The 19425-nt window shown below is 37.8% G+C and carries 15 protein-coding genes and 1 other RNA gene; 6 read left to right on the top strand and 10 right to left on the bottom strand.

Annotation, left to right across the window (positions count from 1 at the left end):
- The first annotated feature begins 307 nt into the window (after nt 1-307).
- Nucleotides 308-1705, top strand: coding sequence for a class II fumarate hydratase (gene fumC, locus VKY50_RS08885; RefSeq protein WP_324300983.1), 1398 nt, complete (start codon nt 308-310; stop codon nt 1703-1705).
- Nucleotides 1706-1795: 90 nt separating this feature from the next.
- On the opposite strand, the gene acnA is transcribed toward fumC, so the two are convergent.
- Complete coding sequence (acnA, locus tag VKY50_RS08880) at nt 1796-4567, bottom strand: aconitate hydratase AcnA (protein WP_324300981.1); 2772 nt, start codon at nt 4565-4567, stop codon at nt 1796-1798.
- Between the two features lie 298 nt (nt 4568-4865).
- The gene (locus tag VKY50_RS08875; protein WP_324300979.1) at nt 4866-6485 is read right to left on the bottom strand and encodes an ABC-F family ATP-binding cassette domain-containing protein; all 1620 of its coding nucleotides are present in this window, start codon (nt 6483-6485) and stop codon (nt 4866-4868) included.
- 167 nt (nt 6486-6652) lie between these two features.
- On the opposite strand from VKY50_RS08875, the gene VKY50_RS08870 reads away from it, so the two are divergent.
- Nucleotides 6653-8065, top strand: coding sequence for a TlpA family protein disulfide reductase (locus VKY50_RS08870; protein ID WP_324300976.1), 1413 nt, complete (start codon nt 6653-6655; stop codon nt 8063-8065).
- Nucleotides 8066-8153: 88 nt separating this feature from the next.
- Here the strand turns inward: VKY50_RS08870 and fsa are convergent, their stop codons facing one another.
- Together fsa and ffs are read right to left on the bottom strand one after the other, a co-directional pair.
- Nucleotides 8154-8810 carry a fructose-6-phosphate aldolase gene (gene fsa / locus VKY50_RS08865; protein ID WP_324300975.1) on the bottom strand — a complete coding sequence of 219 codons (657 nt, stop codon included), beginning with the start codon at nt 8808-8810 and terminating at the stop codon, nt 8154-8156.
- A gap of 200 nt (nt 8811-9010) precedes the next feature.
- An RNA gene (gene ffs / locus VKY50_RS08860) (signal recognition particle sRNA small type) lies at nt 9011-9109 on the bottom strand.
- A gap of 88 nt (nt 9110-9197) precedes the next feature.
- On the opposite strand from ffs, the gene VKY50_RS08855 reads away from it, so the two are divergent.
- Nucleotides 9198-10247 carry a glutaminyl-peptide cyclotransferase gene (locus VKY50_RS08855; protein WP_324300973.1) on the top strand — a complete coding sequence of 350 codons (1050 nt, stop codon included), beginning with the start codon at nt 9198-9200 and terminating at the stop codon, nt 10245-10247.
- A 39-nt stretch (nt 10248-10286) separates the two neighbouring features.
- A complete protein-coding gene (locus VKY50_RS08850) occupies nt 10287-10676 on the top strand; it encodes an acyl-CoA thioesterase (protein WP_324300971.1) in 390 nt (129 codons plus the stop codon).
- Between the two features lie 2 nt (nt 10677-10678).
- On the opposite strand, the gene VKY50_RS08845 is transcribed toward VKY50_RS08850, so the two are convergent.
- The 6 genes from VKY50_RS08845 to VKY50_RS08820 form a co-directional block, all read right to left on the bottom strand.
- Nucleotides 10679-11911 carry a glycosyltransferase gene (locus tag VKY50_RS08845; RefSeq protein WP_324300969.1) on the bottom strand — a complete coding sequence of 411 codons (1233 nt, stop codon included), beginning with the start codon at nt 11909-11911 and terminating at the stop codon, nt 10679-10681.
- Between the two features lie 5 nt (nt 11912-11916).
- Entirely contained in the window at nt 11917-12540 is a 624-nt protein-coding gene (locus VKY50_RS08840) for an L-threonylcarbamoyladenylate synthase (protein WP_324300967.1), read from the bottom strand.
- A 101-nt stretch (nt 12541-12641) separates the two neighbouring features.
- Nucleotides 12642-13952: an NAD(P)/FAD-dependent oxidoreductase gene (locus VKY50_RS08835; RefSeq protein WP_324300965.1), complete on the bottom strand. Its 1311-nt coding sequence runs from the start codon at nt 13950-13952 to the stop codon at nt 12642-12644.
- Between the two features lie 87 nt (nt 13953-14039).
- Nucleotides 14040-15773 carry a 2-succinyl-5-enolpyruvyl-6-hydroxy-3-cyclohexene-1-carboxylic-acid synthase gene (gene menD, locus VKY50_RS08830; RefSeq protein WP_324300963.1) on the bottom strand — a complete coding sequence of 578 codons (1734 nt, stop codon included), beginning with the start codon at nt 15771-15773 and terminating at the stop codon, nt 14040-14042.
- Between the two features lie 71 nt (nt 15774-15844).
- Nucleotides 15845-16909, bottom strand: coding sequence for a chorismate-binding protein (locus VKY50_RS08825; RefSeq protein WP_324300961.1), 1065 nt, complete (start codon nt 16907-16909; stop codon nt 15845-15847).
- A gap of 1 nt (nt 16910) precedes the next feature.
- Nucleotides 16911-17336 carry a PaaI family thioesterase gene (locus VKY50_RS08820; RefSeq protein WP_324300960.1) on the bottom strand — a complete coding sequence of 142 codons (426 nt, stop codon included), beginning with the start codon at nt 17334-17336 and terminating at the stop codon, nt 16911-16913.
- A gap of 39 nt (nt 17337-17375) precedes the next feature.
- Between VKY50_RS08820 and VKY50_RS08815 the strand changes: the two genes are divergently transcribed.
- The gene (locus VKY50_RS08815; protein WP_324300958.1) at nt 17376-17918 is read left to right on the top strand and encodes a GNAT family N-acetyltransferase; all 543 of its coding nucleotides are present in this window, start codon (nt 17376-17378) and stop codon (nt 17916-17918) included.
- Between the two features lie 215 nt (nt 17919-18133).
- The gene (locus tag VKY50_RS08810) at nt 18134-18256 is read left to right on the top strand and encodes a hypothetical protein (RefSeq protein ID WP_324300956.1); all 123 of its coding nucleotides are present in this window, start codon (nt 18134-18136) and stop codon (nt 18254-18256) included.
- The last annotated feature ends 1169 nt before the right edge of the window (nt 18257-19425 follow it).

Raw genomic sequence — 19425 nt, 5'->3', positions numbered from 1 at the left:
CCTATGACCATTACAGTCATAATTGCTAAAAAGCCCAGATACTGATCAAATTCGAACATAATTCCGGAAATTTTCTGAATTCGATTCAAAGATAAGTACAATTCTTAATTTACACATCAATAAATCAATTAATTTAATTAGCCTTCAGCATTTCATATCATTTCTCTCTAATCCATCATGCCTTAATCAACACATGGTCCATCGTATATTTTTTAAGTGTTTGACTAAAAATGTAACGATGCAATTTAAGAGTTAAAAAAAATAAATACTGTACATTTGTGCTATCAATAAAACTTCGATATTTATTATGGAATACAGAATTGAGAAAGACACCATGGGAGAAGTTCAGGTGCCTTCAGACAAGCTATGGGGAGCGCAAACAGAACGTTCTAGAAACAACTTTCGAATTGGCCCTTCGGCCTCAATGCCTTTAGAGATCGTATATGGTTTTGCATACCTTAAAAAAGCTGCTGCCTATACCAACTGTGAATTGGGAGTATTACCCATTGAAAAAAGAGATTTAATCGCTAAAGTTTGTGATGAAATCTTAGAAGGAAAACATGATGAACAGTTTCCATTGGTTATCTGGCAAACAGGATCAGGAACTCAAAGTAATATGAATGTTAATGAGGTAATTGCTAATCGTGCCCACCAATTAGCAGGACATGTCATTGGAGAAGGTGAAAAAACAATCCAACCTAATGACGATGTTAACAAATCTCAGTCTTCAAACGACACTTTTCCTACTGGAATGCACATCGCAGCCTATAAAATGATTGTGGAGGTCACCATCCCAGGGGTTACTAAATTAAGAGATACCTTAAAGAAAAAGTCAGAGGCTTTTAAAAATGTGGTTAAAATTGGACGTACTCATTTAATGGACGCGACGCCTTTAACACTGGGACAAGAATTTTCAGGATATGTCTCTCAATTGGATCACGGATTAAATGCTCTTAATAACACACTAGATCATCTTTCGGAGCTAGCCCTTGGAGGAACCGCAGTTGGTACTGGGCTTAACACTCCAAAGGGTTATGCAAAACGCGTAGCGGAGTTTATTGCTAAATTCACAGAACATCCTTTTAAAACTGCGGATAATAAATTTGAAGCCCTAGCGGCACATGATGCTTTTGTAGAAACTCACGGAGCACTTAAGCAATTAGCTGTGTCTCTTAATAAAATTGCAAATGACATCCGTTTGATGGCCTCAGGACCTCGAAGTGGTATTGGTGAGCTCATCATCCCTGCAAATGAACCAGGAAGCTCCATCATGCCTGGTAAAGTAAATCCAACACAATGTGAGGCCTTAACGATGGTATGCGCCCAAGTGATCGGTAATGATGTTGCCATCACCGTTGGCGGAACCCAAGGTCATTATGAACTCAACGTATTTAAGCCCTTAATGGCTGTTAATTTACTAGAGTCCGCTCGACTACTCGGAGATGCTTGCGTTAGTTTTGATGAGCATTGTGCTCAAGGTATCGAGCCTAACAACAAACGTATAGAAGAGCTTGTGAACAACTCACTGATGCTTGTCACTGCTCTTAACACTAAAATAGGATATTACAAAGCCGCTGAAATTGCTAATAAAGCACATGAAGAAGGAACCACATTAAAAGAAGCTGCAGTAGCTTTAAAACACCTTACAGCGGAGGAATTTGACCAATGGGTAAAACCTGAAGAAATGGTTGGTGGTTTAAAATAAATCAAATTCACCCTTTGCGGGAAACAAACTTATTAAAATGCGGGAAATCTTCTTTAAGATGGCCCGCATTTTTTATTATCGATCAAGTATTTAAGCGTCCTCTTTTAAATATTGCCTTAACACATACTGCAATATTCCATCATTTCTATAATAGGCAATTTCAATTTCGGAGTCAAATCGAGCTTCTACCTGAAATTCCTTTACCTTCCCTGAAGGATGCACCGCTTTGACATCAAGCTTTTTATGTGGTACCAAATTAGTTGCTAAACCTGTTATAGTGAAAGTTTCCGTTCCATCGAGTTCATGTGTTGTGGCATTTTCGCCCTCTAAAAAGGCCAAAGGTGCAACACCCATACCAATTAAATTACTACGGTGGATACGCTCATAGCTATCTGCTATAACGGCCTTAACCCCGAGCAAGAAAGTTCCTTTTGCAGCCCAGTCCCTTGACGATCCGGATCCGTATTCTTTTCCTGCAATTACAATCAAAGGAGTTTTATCCTCTTTATAGGCCATGGCAGTATCATACACAGTCTTTACTTCGCTTGTCGGGAAATGGATACTATAACCACCTTCCTTATCTACAATCTTATTCTTAATTCTCACATTAGCAAAAGTTCCTCTCATCATAACTTCATGATTTCCTCTTCGAGACCCATACGAGTTAAAGTCTGCAGGCTGAACACCATGTTGTTTTAAATATGCTCCAGCAGCCGAATGCTCACTAAAGGATCCTGCTGGTGAAATATGATCGGTGGTCACAGAATCTCCCAAGTACAATAATACTCTTGCATTTGTGATGTCCTGTAATGGATTGGGTTCCACCTCTAAATTCTCAAAGAACGGAGATTCCTTAATGTAAGTTGAACGCTGGTTCCACTGATAATTCTTATCCATATTTACCTGAAGATTCTGCCAATCAGTTGATCCATCAAAGATCACGTCGTATACCTCTTGAAAATCCGCTATCTTCATGCAATCATTGATCGTTTTTATGATCTCTTCCCTACTGGGCCAGATGTCTTTTAAATATACGGGATTTCCGTTAGGGTCTAAGTCAATTGGATCATCGATCAGATTTACATCAATCCTACCGATAAGGGCGTAAGCCACCACTAACATTGGTGACATTAAAAAATTCATTTTAACCTGCGGATGTACCCTTGCTTCAAAATTACGATTCCCTGAAAGTACAGAGGCAACTACAAGGGATCCTTTATCAACAGCCTCTGCAATATGAGGTGGGAGCGGCCCTGAGTTTCCGATACACGAAGTACAACCATATCCAACAGTATGGAATCGCAGTGCTTCAAGATCAATATTTAGACCTGCTCGTTCTAGATACTGAGTAACCACTTTTGACCCTGGAGCCATAGAGGTTTTTACCCATGATTTAGTGCGTAAGCCTCTACGTACGGCATTTCTAGCGAGCAATCCAGCACCTACCATAACCGCAGGGTTTGATGTATTGGTACAACTAGTAATAGCCGCAATAACAATACTACCATCACTTAAAACAAACTCTTTATTGTTATGCTTAATTCGAACCGATTGAATGGCCTCTGGTTTGACTTCAAGTTTACTAGGTGAACTAACAGGGACTTTGCCAAAGGTGAATTCAGTACGAGACCCCCCTTCTTCTAACCAAGCGGATTCTCGCCTTTCTTTAACTGAACTGTAGGTGCGATCAAACTCTTTTTCTAGCAACACTTTAAATTGCTTATCCAATTCCCTTACTAAGATTTTATCTTGCGGACGTTTCGGCCCAGAAACCGTTGGTTCTAAAGATGATAAATCAAATTCTACCACCAAGGAGTAATTTACCGTCTCTTTTCCGGTACGCCACAAAAGATTTTCTTTACAATAGGATTCAACAATCGCAATTTCCTCTTCGGTACGGTTGGTCTGGTGCATATACTGTAAGGTTTGCTCATCAATTGGGAAATATGTAACAGTACATCCAAATTCTGGTGACATATTAGAAATCGTAGCCCTGTCTGTTACAGTTAAATGATCTAAACCATCTCCGAAGACTTCAACAAACTTACCAACCACACCAGTATCTCTTAAGGCCTTTGTTATCGAGAGCACCATATCGGTGGCCGTACAATGATCGGGAACCTTCCCAGTGAGTTTTAAACCAATTACTTCAGGGCATCCAAAATAGATCGGTTGATCAAGCATTGCTGCTTCCGCTTCAATACCACCTACACCCCATCCTAGTACTCCAATACCATTGACCATGGGTGTATGTGAATCAGTACCCACTAAGGTATCTGGGAATAGCCAACCGTCTCTACTGGTAATTCCTTTTGCCAAGTACTCCAGATTTACCTGGTGGCATATCCCCATTCCTGGTGGTACTACCGTGAAATTGCTCAATCCCTGTTGTGCCCATTTTAAAAGTTCATAGCGCTCCTCGTTTCGCTGATATTCCTTTTCGACGTTTTTATTATAAGAATAATTTGTCCCGTAATAGTCTACTTGAACAGAGTGGTCAATGATTAGGTCAACTGGAATAGCGGGGTTAATTTTTTGCCCATCCTTACCATGTCTGACAAATTCAGCCCTTAAAGAAGCGATATCAACCACTGCTGGAACGCCAGTAAAGTCCTGCATCAATATGCGAGCTGGCTTAAAAGGGATATCACTATCTTCGGGTGTTGGCTTCCAATTTGCTAAGGTTTCAACGTGCTTGTCGGTGACGCCGAATCCATCGTGATTTCGAATGGCATTCTCTAACAAGATCCGAATACTGAATGGTAGTTTTTCAACCTCTCCCATAGCAAGTGCTGAAAGGGCATAATAATTATATGTCTTTCCTTTAACGGTGAGTTGTTTTTTTAAATTTTGGATATCCATGTGATTCAATTTTTTAATATTTTTTTACTTTCAGTTACACACATGGATTGGAAAATGTCAATTTGTATTTGAACCAATCAACCATGTGGTAAAATAGTAAACCCTGTTAAATACAAGGGCGTGTGATTCAGTAGTTAATTTACAAATTATAAAGCAATAATCCGTTTAATATCAGAGGATTTTATAACAACATAGTAATATCCAAAAAATTGCTGGGATAAAATTCATGCAACAAAAAACGGAGGTAAGTTTATTTACCTCCGTCTTATCTCTAAAATTTATAGTTTTATCTGCTCGCCTATTTGCTGTACATCTGTGCTCTTTGCTCCTTTACACTAGGGTCGCTCATATATTCATCAAAACTTAAATATCTATCGATAACACCTTTAGAAGTGAGCTCGATAATGCGGTTCGCAACGGTTTGGGCAAACTCGTGATCATGAGTGGTTAGTAATACTGTTCCTTGAAATTTTTTAAGAGAGTTGTTAAAAGCAGTAATACTTTCTAGGTCCAAGTGATTGGTAGGTTCATCTAACATAAGTACGTTTGCTCTAAGCATCATCATACGGCTCAACATACATCGTACCTTTTCACCTCCTGATAATACGCGGCCAGTTTTAAGGGCCTCCTCTCCACTAAATAACATCTTTCCTAAAAATCCTCGAACATAGACCTCTTCACGTTCTTCATCCGTTTTAGCCCACTGACGTAACCAGTCAACCAATGTAAGATCATTGTCAAAATAAGACGCATTATCTACTGGGAGGTAGGCTTGGGTTGTGGTAATACCCCATTGATATTCTCCAGCCTCTGCATTTAAATTTCCATTGATAATTTCGTAAAAAGCAGTCGTGGCTCTAGAGTCCTTGGAAATTACGGCAACCTTGTCACCCTTGGCTAGGTTAATATCAACTTTGTCAAATAATAACTCTCCTTCAAGACTTGCTCGAAGGCCATGAACATTGAGTATTTGATCGCCCGCCTCACGTTCCCTTTCAAATATAATTGCAGGATAACGTCGACTTGAAGGCTTAATATCGTCAATCTTTAATTTTTCAAGCATCTTCTTACGAGAGGTTGCTTGCTTACTTTTGGCCACATTGGCACTAAAGCGTTGAATAAATTCCTGTAGCTCTTTTGCTTTTTCTTCAGCTTTCTTATTCTGTTGAGACCGCTGACGCGCAGCTAACTGACTACTTTCATACCAAAAAGAATAGTTCCCGCTATAAAGATTGATTTTTCCAAAATCAATATCGGCAATATGCGTACATACGGCATCTAAAAAGTGTCTATCGTGAGAAACGACAATAACCGTATTTTCGTAATTTGCTAAAAAATTCTCCAACCAAGATATGGTTTCAAAATCCAAGTCGTTGGTCGGCTCATCCATGATTAAAACATCAGGATTACCGAATAGAGCCTGTGCTAAAAGAACACGGACCTTTTGTTTTCCATCTAGGTCACCCATAAGGGAGTAATGCAAAGATTCAGCAATACCGAGGTTGGACAACAAGGCAGCAGCGTCGCTATCTGCATTCCATCCATTCATCTCCTCAAACTCCACCTGCAGTTCACCAATTCTATCCGCATTTTCATCCGTATAATCCGCATACAATTCGTCCATTTCTTTCTTAATGGCAAACAAAGGCTGATTTCCTCTTAAAACGGTCTCCAGTACAGTATAGGTATCATAAGCATAGTGGTCTTGTTCCAAAACTGACATACGTTTTCCAGGCTCTAGGTGTACATGGCCACTGGTGGCTTCTTGTTTACCAGATATGATTTTTAAAAATGTAGATTTCCCGGCTCCATTGGCACCAATTATTCCATAACAATTCCCTTGGACGAACGAGACGTTTACCTCATCAAATAAAACGCGTTTTCCAAATTGTACCGATAAATTAGAAACTGATAACATTCACCTTTGCTTTTACTATTAAGACCGCAAAAGTAACAAAATAAGTACACATATCCTCGCCCAGCTTAAACGTTAAAAACTCTTATTTAACGTTGCCTTAACATTTATCTATCGGGGGCTTTTATAGATTTGTTAGAAATGGTGCGGAAAACACATCAAGCTGTTATATGAAGTACTTTTACGTTACGATAATTATTGCCCTGACTTACAGTTGTTCACACTCCCCTACCTCTGCATATTTTGGAGGAGAGATTGTCAACCCAACTACAGATCGTGTGTATCTGTACAGGAATAATACTGTAGTAGACTCTGCACTGCTGAATGAAAGTAACCGATTTTCTTTCCACATAGAGAACCTCCAAGAAGGATTATACCATTTCGATCACAATGAATACCAGTATATTATTCTAGAGAAAGGTGACAGCTTAATGGTTCGTTTAAACACCTTAGATTTTGATGAATCTTTAGTCTTTACTGGTAAAGGTGCTATTAAGAACAATTTCTTGATGGACATGTTTCTCATCTATGAGGACGAGGAAAAGGCTGTTAATACATACAGTGAATTAGATGCTGAGGACTTTATGGCTAAAATTGATTCTTTAAGAGCCATGAAGCAGGAGTTATTAGAAGACATAAATCAACAGGAATCCTTATCTCCTTTAACCAAACACATCGCTCAAAGTGCTATTAATTATCGGTATTTTACCGATATGGAAGAGTATCCATTCATTCATAGACGCCGCACTGGAAAACAGCACATAGAAGAACTTTCTGATCAATTTTACACCTTTAGAGAAAACATATCTTATAACGATAGTTTACTTACCTATTACAGCCCTTATTTCAATTATCTAATTACTCACTTCAACAATCTTGCTTTAGGTTTTTGTGAGAAGGATTGTGATAAACGAACGCCAAGTTATAGACGATCCACACACTATAGTTTACACAAACTCGAATTAATCGATAGTTTGGTAACTGAAAACAAAACGATACGTGATAACTTGACTCGTAATGCGGCATTCTCCTATTTACTAGCCAGACATAGCCCACAAGAAAATGCTGAATTCATGAAGGCTTTCAAAAGGTACTCCAAAGACAACCAACACCAGGAAGAAATCGATTCTTTCTATAAAAATGTACAACAAATGCAACAAGGACTCGCAATTCCTACGATGCATTTAATAACCAATACTGGAGAAAAGCTGACTATAACCTCAGAGAATTACAATAGGAATACAGTCTATTATTTTTGGAATTACCATCAGAGAAATCATTTGTCTAATATTTTAACGCGTATCAACCGTCTAAAGGAAAAATATCCAGATGTTAATTATATTGGAATTAATGTAAACGATGATCAAGCCCAGTGGTTACAAAATGTAGCGAGTATTAAAAATGAGGAGGATGCTAAAAACCAGTACCGAACAGATAATGTTGAGGAGCTTTTATCCAACTTTGTTATAAAAAATCTCAACAAGATCATTGTGGTGGATCAGGAAGGAAAGATCGCGGAAGGATTTGCAAACATCTACTATACAGGACACCTAGAAAAAAGCCTGCAGTCCATAAATAACTAAGGCCTGCATTGCTGCAAGCCTTATTGATCTGATCGTATTCTCAACCAAAAAAGTGAAAGAATCGCTATTTTATTTAAACGCTTCTTTCTTAGTTTCCTTTTTTGTAGTCGGCAAGGAATTTTGCTAACCCAATATCCGTAAGTGGGTGGTTTAGTAAACCAGTAATAGCAGAAAGTGGTCCTGTCATCACATCAGCGCCAAGTTTAGCGCAATCAATAACATGCATGGTGTGACGAACTGATGCAGCTAAGATTTCTGTTTCAAATCCATAGTTGTCATAAATTTGACGGATCTCAGCAATAAGGTTCAAACCATCAGTCGAAATGTCATCCAGTCTTCCGATAAATGGAGAAACGTATGTTGCCCCAGCCTTAGCAGCTAAAAGTGCTTGTCCTGGCGAAAACACTAAAGTACAGTTGGTTTTAATTCCTTTGTCCGAAAAATATTTTAAGGCTTTTACACCATCTTTAATCATAGGGATCTTCACGATGATTTGTTCATGCAATTCAGCGAGTTCTTCTCCTTCTTTAACCATTGCATCAAAATCAGTAGCAATAACCTCAGCTGAGACATCTCCTCCGTCAACGATGTTACATATATCAACGTAATGTTTTAGGATATTGTCACGCCCGACAATACCTTCTTTTGCCATAAGAGATGGATTTGTAGTTACACCATCCAAAACTCCTAAAGCCTGCGCTTCGGCTATTTGATCAAGATTTGCAGTGTCTATAAAAAATTTCATAGCTTCTATTGTTGTTAAAATTAATATCCTGTAAATATAATATAGAGTTTTCTACTACTGTTATAAAAAACAAATTACTACTACAAAGTTATAATTTAAAACCCTTAAAACAGCAGATTTTTGCTTTTCTTTAAAATTCAGTTTTTAAAAGGTTTAGTTAGGAGCTCTAAGGGATTTGGGAATTCATTTTGGGGCACAAAAAAAGGCAAGCTACCTACATCGCACCGCTACAACCGTATACCCTTGCTGCGTTCCCACCCTGGGGGATTCTACAGGAGCTGGTCGTGTAGGACTTGCCGAGTGCAAAAATACAAACTTTTTATCTTTAAGCAATTATTTTACTATCTTAATTTTATTAAATATCTTGCTTTAAATTTCGATAAACCCATGTATTTACCTAAGTTTTTCATCATCAGTTTTTTAATCCTAAGCGCAGGTGCTTGCGATTCAAATAGAATACAAAAAAACGCCTTGTTCTCCTTGTCAATTATAACGCCAGATAAGGAAATTCAGCAAGGAAATATGATTGAAGTCGAGTTGACCAATAAAAAAAACAAAACAATCGACCAGGTTCAGTACACGCTCAATGGGAAATCGGTGGAAGTTACCGATAACAAACTAACTTTAAACACGGAAAAGCTCGGAATTCAAGACCTGAAAGCTTTAATAACTTTTGAAGGAGATACTGTGTCGGTTACAAAAAAGATAACTGTTCTTGCCAACACCCCGCCAAAGGTTTATACCTATGAAATACTAAACACCTACCCCCACGATATAAAAGCCTTCACGCAAGGACTCGAATTCCACAATGATACCTTATATGAGAGTACCGGTAGGAAAGGACATTCTTCTCTTAGAAAAGTAGACTACAAAACTGGTAAAGTGTTGCAACAAGTTGATCTAGCAGATCATTATTTTGGTGAAGGAATTACGATCATGGATCAAAAAATATTCATGCTTACCTGGCTTGGTAAAAAAGGGTTCGTATTTGACCTAAACACCTTCGAGCAGTTAGAGACCTTTGAGTATGGTCAAAGTAAAGAAGGCTGGGGACTAACCCACGATCCAGAACAAAAACATATATACAAGAGTGATGGCAGTGATAAAATATGGCTTTTAAACCCACAAACTCTGGAAGAAGTGAGCTTTATTGAAACGGTGACTAACACCTCTGTATTTAACAAAGCCAATGAATTAGAATACGTAGATGGTAAAATTTATGCCAACGTTTATCTTAAAGACAGCGCCATGATTATTGATGCTCAAACAGGTGCCATTATAGGTGTGATTGATTTTAGAGGTTTAAAAAACAAGGTAAAACAACATCCTAATCTGGATGTCCTAAATGGAATCGCTTATAACCCAACAACCAAAACCTTTTTTGTTACTGGAAAGAATTGGGATAAGCTGTTCGAAGTAAACATTAAGGAAAAATAGCCTTAAAAGGATTAATGTCTAAGTAAAGCACATAACTTTTTGAAATATTTCACCAAACACATCGTAGTAAAAAAGGAGGATCTCGATGATCTAGATCATGTTAATAATGTACGTTACATACAATGGGTCCAAGATATCGCCAAAGAACATTGGCAAGCGGAAGCTACTCGTGAGATGATTGATAAATACATCTGGATGGTACGCTCCAATTATATCGAGTATAAAGGACAGGCTTTCCTAGGAGAAACACTTACCCTTAAAACCTTTATAAAAGAAGCTTCTGGTGCAATTTCTCTTCGCATTGTTGAGATTTACCATCAGGAGTCACAAAAAATTATTCTTCGTTCCACCGCTGAATGGTGCTTAATGGACAAACAATCAAAACGAGTGACGAGACTTACTAAAGAGTTGACTAATTTGTTTACCTAGAATCAATTCTTGCGGTTTTTGGCCTCAATCCATTTGGAGAGGTATTTACTAGCGGAGGTGGTTTGCTGAGTTAACATGGCGCCAATAAAATTCTTGTTTCTATGGCTCTTCAAATCAGGAATCATTTGGAGAAGCCTGTTTTGAAAACCTTTAAAGTGCACCGTTGTATCAAATCGGTCATTTATCAACTTATAGCCACCTTCCCTGGAGGCATTCCAAGATTTTTCATCGGTGTATAATGTTACTGCTGCCATTGAAAAAGCATCCCACTGGTCCTCTATAAAACCACCCCAAGGCATATTTCCTTGTATTCCCTCCGCTCCAACTGAAGTAGTCACATTAGGAGTTCCAAAATGCATAGCCTCCAACAGTTTTCCTTTTAAACCAGCCCCAAAGCGTATTGGTGCTAGACAAACTCTAGCGGATTGAAAAACTTCCCTTGCACTTTGTGCCCAGCCATGGACCAAAAAACCACTCTGTTTATGGTGAAGTTGGCTAACCTTTTCAGAAGTATATGCCCCGTAAATATGAAGGTTTACTCCAGGGAGGTTTTGACGAATTCTCGGCCAAATATTGTTTTTTAAATTTAGTACCGCGTCCCAATTGGGAGAATGCATAAAATTTCCGATAAAAACAAAGTCATGTTTGGTTTGCCACTCCTTGTTATCTAAAATCTCTTGTTCAACTACCAAAGGAAGATAAAGCAGTAAATCGGGAGAAACTCCAAACAGGTCTTCCAGTAGTTGCAGCTCGAACTCGGAGATGATTAAACTTAGATCCGATCGATAAATGCTAGCCAATTCTCTTTTGGCCAATTCGCTCGATAGAAGTTTCTCCTCTGTAAATGGCACTCCGTTTTTAGAACACCGTTCACGTACTGCTCTTAGCGAATGTAAATCTTCGGTATCCAAAATACGAATGCTATCAGGACAGGATTCAGCAACCCTCCATCCAAACTGTTCTTCTGTCATATAGCGATCAAAAACCACTGCCTCAGGCTGCAGGGTTTTTATAAAGTCATCGAAGCTAGAATCATTTAATTTAATTGAAACATTGTCCACTCCTAGCGCCCTTAAATCACTAGGGTGGCTTCCTGGCTTAGCAGCACTAGCAAAGGTGATCTTAGCACCAAGATCTTTAAAGTACCGAATCAATTGCATCATACGACTCCCTGCCGCAGATGAATTAGCCTCTGGCCATACAAAGCCAATAAATAATACGCTTTTTATCTCCAAAATGATTAATTGATTACATCTAGTGAACCCTTACCTTGTCTAATTACTGTTGGCGTTGATTCTGAGAGATCAATTATCGTGGAGGCTACATTATCGCCATATCCGCCATCTATGACTATCGACACTAAATTATCCCATTTCTCATGAATAAGTTCTGGATCGGTGGTGTATTCAATTAATTCATCTTCATCATAAATGGAAGTAGAAACTATAGGGTTGCCCAATTTTTCGACCAAATTAAGAGCTATTGAATTATCTGGAACTCTAATCCCAACGGTTTTTTTCTTTTTAAATACTTTTGGAAGTTTATTACTCCCTGGTAAAATAAATGTATAAGGTCCTGGTAATGCCCTTTTTAGAATCTTAAAAGTCGCAGTATCAATTTGTTTAACATAGTCCGATAGATTACTCAGATCCGCACAAATAAAGGAGAAATTCGCTTTTTCTAATTTTACGCCTTTTATACGCGCAATTTTCTCCAACGCTTTAGTATTGGTAATATCACATCCAAGCCCGTATACAGTATCCGTAGGATAGATCACCAATCCTCCATTTCGAAGTACATTAACCACCTTATCAATCTCCCGAGGATTAGGATTCTCCTCGTATATACGTATTAAATCCGCCATAATTCTAAACCTAAAACAAAGTATAACATAATATCAAATGACCTCTGCCCATCAGGGCCACAAATCAGATCATCCTAAAATATACGCACCAAATACAGAGACTACTGAGCTGCAACCTCGACATCCTTTGATCGTGTCTTTTTTTTATAAGGCCGGATAATTAGTCGGGCTGCCCGATCAAACCTTATATAATTATATACCCAATTCACAAATACAATGGCACGATTTCTAAAGCCTATTAGAGACAATAAATGCACAAACATCCAGACAAACCACGCAAAAAAACCTTGAAACTTCCAACTAGGAAGATCCACAACAGCTTTGTTCCTCCCAATAGTCGCCATGGTTCCTTTGTCCTTGTAAACAAAAGGTTTAAGGTCTGTTTTCTTCCCTAATATTTTCAATAAATTATTTCCCAGATTGTTCCCTTGCTGAATGGCTACTTGTGCCACCATAGGATGTCCTCTAGGATAATCCTCACTTATCATACAGGCGATGTCACCAATAGCAAATATATTTTCATAATGGCCTACTTGAAGGAATTCATTTACCTTTAGCCGATTTCCAGGCAACAAGCATTCTGAGCTCTTCAGACCATCGATCAAATCCCCTTCTACTCCAGCGGCCCAAATCATAGTTGCTGTCCTAAATGTCAAATCAGAGTTAGTTCTAACAATATCCCCATCATAGCCTGTAACCAACGTATCCTTCCAAATATTTACACCCATTTTCTCTAAAAATTCCTCCGCTTTTCTAGAGGCTACCTCACTCATCCCATCCAATACGCGTTCCGAAGACTGAACAATATTTATCTGGGCTCTTCGCGTATCCAAATCTGGATAGTCCTTTGGAAGGATCCCTTTTTTTATTTCAGCTAGAGCGCCTGCGAGTTCCACTCCCGTGGGACCACCCCCCACAATGACAAAATTCAACAATGCATCCTGCTCATCAAGACTATCGGTGAGCAACGCTTTTTCGAAATTTTGTAAAATTAAACTGCGAAGATTAAGTGCCTCTGGTACAGTCTTCATAATCATACTATTTAATTCAATTTCCTTATTACCAAAGAAATTAGTCTTAGAACCAGTCGCTAGAACTAAATAGTCATATTTCAAGGAACCGATATCGGTTTCTACTTTTTTTGCCTCAGGGTTGATCTTAGCTACTTTAGCCAATCTAAAATAGAAATTAGGATACCTACTTAAAATTTTCCGAATAGGATATGCTATGGAATCTGGTTCGAGACCACCTGTAGAAACTTGATATAATAAAGGTTGAAAAGTATGGTAATTGTGTTTGTCCAGCATGACCACCTGAACTTCCTGTTTGGCGAGTTTTTTGGCCAGCGCAATACCTGCAAAGCCTCCTCCTATTATTACAACTCGGGGTGTTGTTATCTGTGGTATATTCATAACACGAATTTATACATTAAAGATATTAATTTAAATTCTACTACCCCTGCTAATTGGCATATTCTATTCCAAAAAAGAAGAAAGTCTTTAATTCTGTGCCAAATATTTAAAATAACCTAGTAAAATCTCGTCATTTAATAATCTTGGGGTGTGAATTTCTAATAATTTCGGGCGTTGGGATGACTTGTAAAATTCTATTAATTGTGTATCCAACTCTTCTTGGTTACCTACACTAAGGTATTCTATTCCAAAGGTCTCACATATACCTTTGGCCTTCAAGGTATGCTTGGTTTCAAAATAAGTACTAAAAGTATCCGTGTTTTTATCCCCAGGTAGGATCCTAAAAATACCTCCCCCTTGGTTGTTAATAATTATAATCCTAAAATTAGCGGGTATGTAATTGTTCCAAAGAGCGTTCGAATCATAAAAGAAACTAAGATCTCCGGTAATCATCAACACTGGTCGATCACCTGCAACTGCGGCCCCTATTGCTGTACTAATACTTCCGTCTATTCCACTAGTTCCTCTATTACAAAAAACCTGTAACGCATCGTTTAATTGAAATAATTGCGCATAACGAATGGTCGAACTATTACTTAGTTGAAGCTGGTATTGATCTGGAATGGTTTTTAAGATTCGTTCATAAACGCTAAAATCAGAAAAAGGTAACTGTGTCAAATATTGCTTATGAGCTACACTGCGATTTGCTTTAACCTTTAACCAAGCACTAAGCTGGCCAGAGGATTTCGGTTTTACTTGCTTTAAAAATGTAGCTAAAAATACCGAAGGCTTTGTTTTAAAATGCCGTTCTAGGCAGTAAAAAGTATCATAAGCCTTTTTTGGATCAATATGCCAGTGGTGCTTAGGTTGATAGTTTCTCAAAAATGCTTTTATCTTTTTAGAAACTACCATTCCACCAAATGTCAGCAGTACATCGGGTTGTAATTCTTTAAAATAGGACTCATCCTGTTTATTCAACTCTAATGGAGCTATAATTTTATCAATGTTTGGGAAAAAATTAGAATGATGCAAATTTGAAGTTGTTTCAGTAAAGACAATCACACTCGCATCGTTTGCTAATTTCTCCAAAATTTCCTCAGGAAGCGCATCTGGTGAATGTACACCAACTAGCACCATTTTCTTTTTAACCGAATTCCATATTTTTGAATATGGTAATAGATCTTCAGCGGTAGGGGTCCAATCCTTTTGGGATGGTGGAATCACTTCTGGTTGTACCAATAGCTGATCCACACTGTGATAAAGAGGCTCTTCAAAAGGAATATTAATATGAACGGGGCCATTTTCTGTAATTGCGATGTTGATGGCATGATTGATCTTCACCTCATTGGCCTTTTGATGGTCATTATAGGTAGTTTTTTTACCCAATGTCTTATCGCTAAAGTCGCAATTGTCTTCTTTTAAATTCGCGGAATATAAAATATGCCTATCATACACATTGTCTTGTCTGATGGTTTGCCCATCACCTATATCGATCTTCGAAGCTGGCCGATCGGCCGAGAGCACTACCAGTGGAATATCACTATAAAAAGCTTCAGAAATTGCGGGATAATAATTCAAAAGAGCCGAACCAGAGGTACACAATAATGCCACAGGCTTTTTCAATTGCTGTGCGATTCCTAAAGCAAAAAAACCAGCAGAACGCTCATCTACTATGCTGTAGGTCTTAAAATAAGGGTCCTCTGTGAAACTTATGGTTAAAGGTGCATTTCTACTACCTGGAGATATAATAATATGTTGAATTTCTTTTAATTTGCATAACTCTGATACCGTTTGCGCTAAAACTATGCTCGATCTCTTCATGTTTGAATTACCTAATTGGAGTAACAAAAATACTCAAAATAAGTCCTTTGATCTACTAATAGACAAGTAATTTATAGCGTGCCAGTGACTGCGTTTAAAATTGTCTTTCCTTTATTTACGGTCTCTTCCCATTCCTTCTCAGCTATGGAATCTATGGTGATACCGCCTCCCACATACAAGATCAGCTCATTTTCAAGATACTGCATACAACGAAGATTGACATAAAGTTTGGCTTGCTGATCCATGTTTATTGTTCCTAGATACCCTGTGTAGTAGCTTCGTTTGTAGGATTCATTTGCTTGGATAAAATTCAAAGCAGGGAGTTTGGGTAAACCACACACTGCTGGGGTGGGATGCAGTTGTTCTATGAGTCCTCCCAAATCACCAGTTAATCTAGCGGTAATTTTAGTCCGTAAATGATATAATTTAGCAGCCTTTACCGTCTGCACCTCGGAGACTTCTACAGCGCTACAGTAATCTTTTAATGCTTCCAAAATAGCTACGGTCACCATGGCTTGCTCTTGTTTTTCTTTTTCGCCCCATACAACTTTCGCTTGACCCTGATCTGCCACTGTAGCGGCTAAGGCCATAGTATGTATCTTTTGATCTTTTACCTCAATTAGAGTTTCGGGGCTCGCACCCATCCATAGGCCGACCTTCGGATGATACCATAGGTAACAAAAAGCATCGGGATAACGCAAAACCAAATTTTTATAAAGTGCAATACAATCTAAATCTGGAAGTGGTATATGTTGTTCTCTGGAGAGCACTACCTTTTGAAATTCCCCACTTTCTATTGCTTGAACTCCTTTATTTACCAAATGCAAATGACGCTGTTTCTCTGGATATTCTAGTAAAAGTTCCTTTACGGAATAACCATTGCTTACAGCTGATAATTCACACTGTATTTCCTTTGAAATGTCCTTCGGAATAATAACTGCTTTATCTTTTGTCACAAAGGGCACCATTATAAAACCTTGTTGCTCCATATGATCCAATTTATGGAGGGTTTTACTTGATTGTAACAATCCACTTACCTTTGTTTCATTTGGGTACTTATATAAGACAAAAGGTAGTTCTTGGTCATAATGATTAGCGACTTCCCTTAAAAAAAATTCCGCATCAAGAACCATCATACTAATTAGCTTTTGGCAACCGAATAGTCGTTAATTTACAAATGGAGATAATGTTCTGTTGTTGATCGGTGATTTTAATCTCCCACAATTGAGTGGTGCGACCCTTATGAAGTAATCGAGTCGTAGCATACACTTCACCTTGAGCAACGCTTTTTAGGTGGTTGGCACTAATTTCAATCCCACGAATTATAAAATCCTGGGTATCTAAAAACACAAGTGAAGCTGCACTACCCACACTCTCTGCTAGAGCCACTGTGGCACCTCCATGTAAAATACCATCTGGTTGATGCACCCTAGGGGTAACAGGCATTTTAGCAACAAGGTATTCATCACCTACTTCAATATATTCTATTTGAAGCGTTTCCATCAGTGTGTTTTTGCACCTCTGGTTAATCATTGCTAAAATCTTTTCCTTATCAAATTGCATATTACTATTTTTGAACACACAAAAATACAACAAACGTTGATGAATATACCGACCTTACAAAACGAATTTGTAAAACTGGAACCCTTAACTCTAGAAAATTACAAAAACCTCTATGCTATTTCCTCTGAGAGAAATTTACTTCAATACTCTCCCTCGGATATCTCTACTTTTCAAGCCTTGACAAATTATGTCCAACAAGCACTGATACAAAGTGAAAATGGTGTATCAATCCCTTTTATCATCTATGATAAGACAACACAGCGCTACGCTGGTAGTACCCGGTATATGAACATCGACTGGAAAAATAAAGTACTTCACATAGGATCAACTTGGATTGGCAAAGAATTCCAAGGAACAGGGTTAAACACCGCCATGAAAAAGTTAATGATCAACTATGCTTTTAAAAAAATGGGATTTGAAAAGGTCGAGTTCAGAATTGATCAACGTAATATTATTTCGCGTAAAGCAGTTGAAAAACTAGGGGCCCAGCTAGAAGGTATCCTAAGGAAGAATGTTTTTTTAAGTGATGGCTTTAAAAGAAATACCTGTTGTTATGGTATTTTAAAAAGTGAATGGCCATAGGGACTAACACCACCCTACTACATTATTGCCTCTAGAGGCTTTCGCCTGCTCGTTTTTCACCGACATCCCTGCCAGGTCGTTAAAGCTATATTAAAATGTGTTAAAAGTTCTATTAAATTACAACTTTGAAGCAACCTTTTGCGTTTCCTTCATCGTATACATACAATAATCACTAGGTCGATTATTAGAATGAAGAAAACTAAAAATACAACATTATGACCTCAAATTTATGGATATTAGAAATCGCTAAAATTTTTGCAATTTTAGGGATTGTGATTTGGATAATTAAAGAAATAGGCGTTCGTTTACTTGAAAGAAAGAAGCGCCAACTGAAATAACTTAGCTCCATAAAGACGAGTCCATTCAAACCGTAAATTTAACCAATGCCACCATGATTGCAGCGCTAGTTTTACATACCGTTAAGCCAGTGTTCATCCAAGAATATCAAGCTAACATCCAATAATTAATGTTGGATTTCAATCAGTCGAGCCAATGATCATTAACCTGTAAAGTGTATTTAAAAACAAGTTGAAGTTATCATTGTTCCCATAATAGGTTATTAGGGTAAATCTGTATCGAAATAGATACTAAAGACTTCTATTTTTCTAGCATTCCAATCCAAACGGTATGCTAGCATACTAGATGAAGCTATTAATCTATCGGTAGGTGTTCTTCTTCTCCTATGCTTTTGTAAAAGGCCTATACAAGCAATTTGACTTCTCTATATGGGTACTTTGACTTATAGGTCGTTTCTGTCCTAACGGACAGAATTTTGACTTCTAATACCTTTAATTCTAGCTCCATACAAGTGTCTATGTTGTAGGTTAACGCTCCACACTGCTATGGCATGCTTATAGATTTGTACCCGATAGTTATGCTCATTTTGGGTACTTCGGTTCCGAAATAACCACATGCTGCTGGGTTCACAAAAAAAATCACTGTAAACACATCGCTTACAGTGATTTATTATTATTATTAATTGATATTATTCAACAATTATTTCACTTCTTCAAAAATAACTATAGCTGACTATCAGTGATTTACAGGTAGGTGGTACAAATATGACACAAAAATAAAGGGTATTATTTTAACACAAAATCTTTATAAATTCCCTTTTAAAACAAAAAGAAAACAATCCTAAATTACATAAAAGGAATAAAAAAACTGGATTTTCTATTCCTTTTTCATGTCTGTTTTATTTTTTTTTAATAAAGTTCCCGCTTTTTACTTACCCAACTTACCCCAATCCTTGGTAACGCCCAGTATCAAAGGGATTGACGTTGGGTAAGTAGGGGTGATTTCTACTTACCCCGTACTTACCCTGCACCTACCCTAAAAATATGGCTAGTGAAGAAAAAAATAATTGCTTTTGGTAGTAACAAAAACAGCGAGCTTAATTTTAAAGACCGGCTGCATCAAATAAAAACCTTTAAAATCATTGTAATTCGGCGTTGTAGTAGTAATGTAAACCAAATAATACTATGATGAACAAACATACATTTTTCCG

The sequence above is a fragment of the Galbibacter sp. genome, from assembly GCF_035306585.1.
In the GTDB taxonomy this organism is placed as follows: Bacteria; Bacteroidota; Bacteroidia; order Flavobacteriales; family Flavobacteriaceae; genus Galbibacter.
Note: the sequence above shows the minus strand (reverse complement) of the source record. Positions and strands in the feature narration are given on the sequence as shown.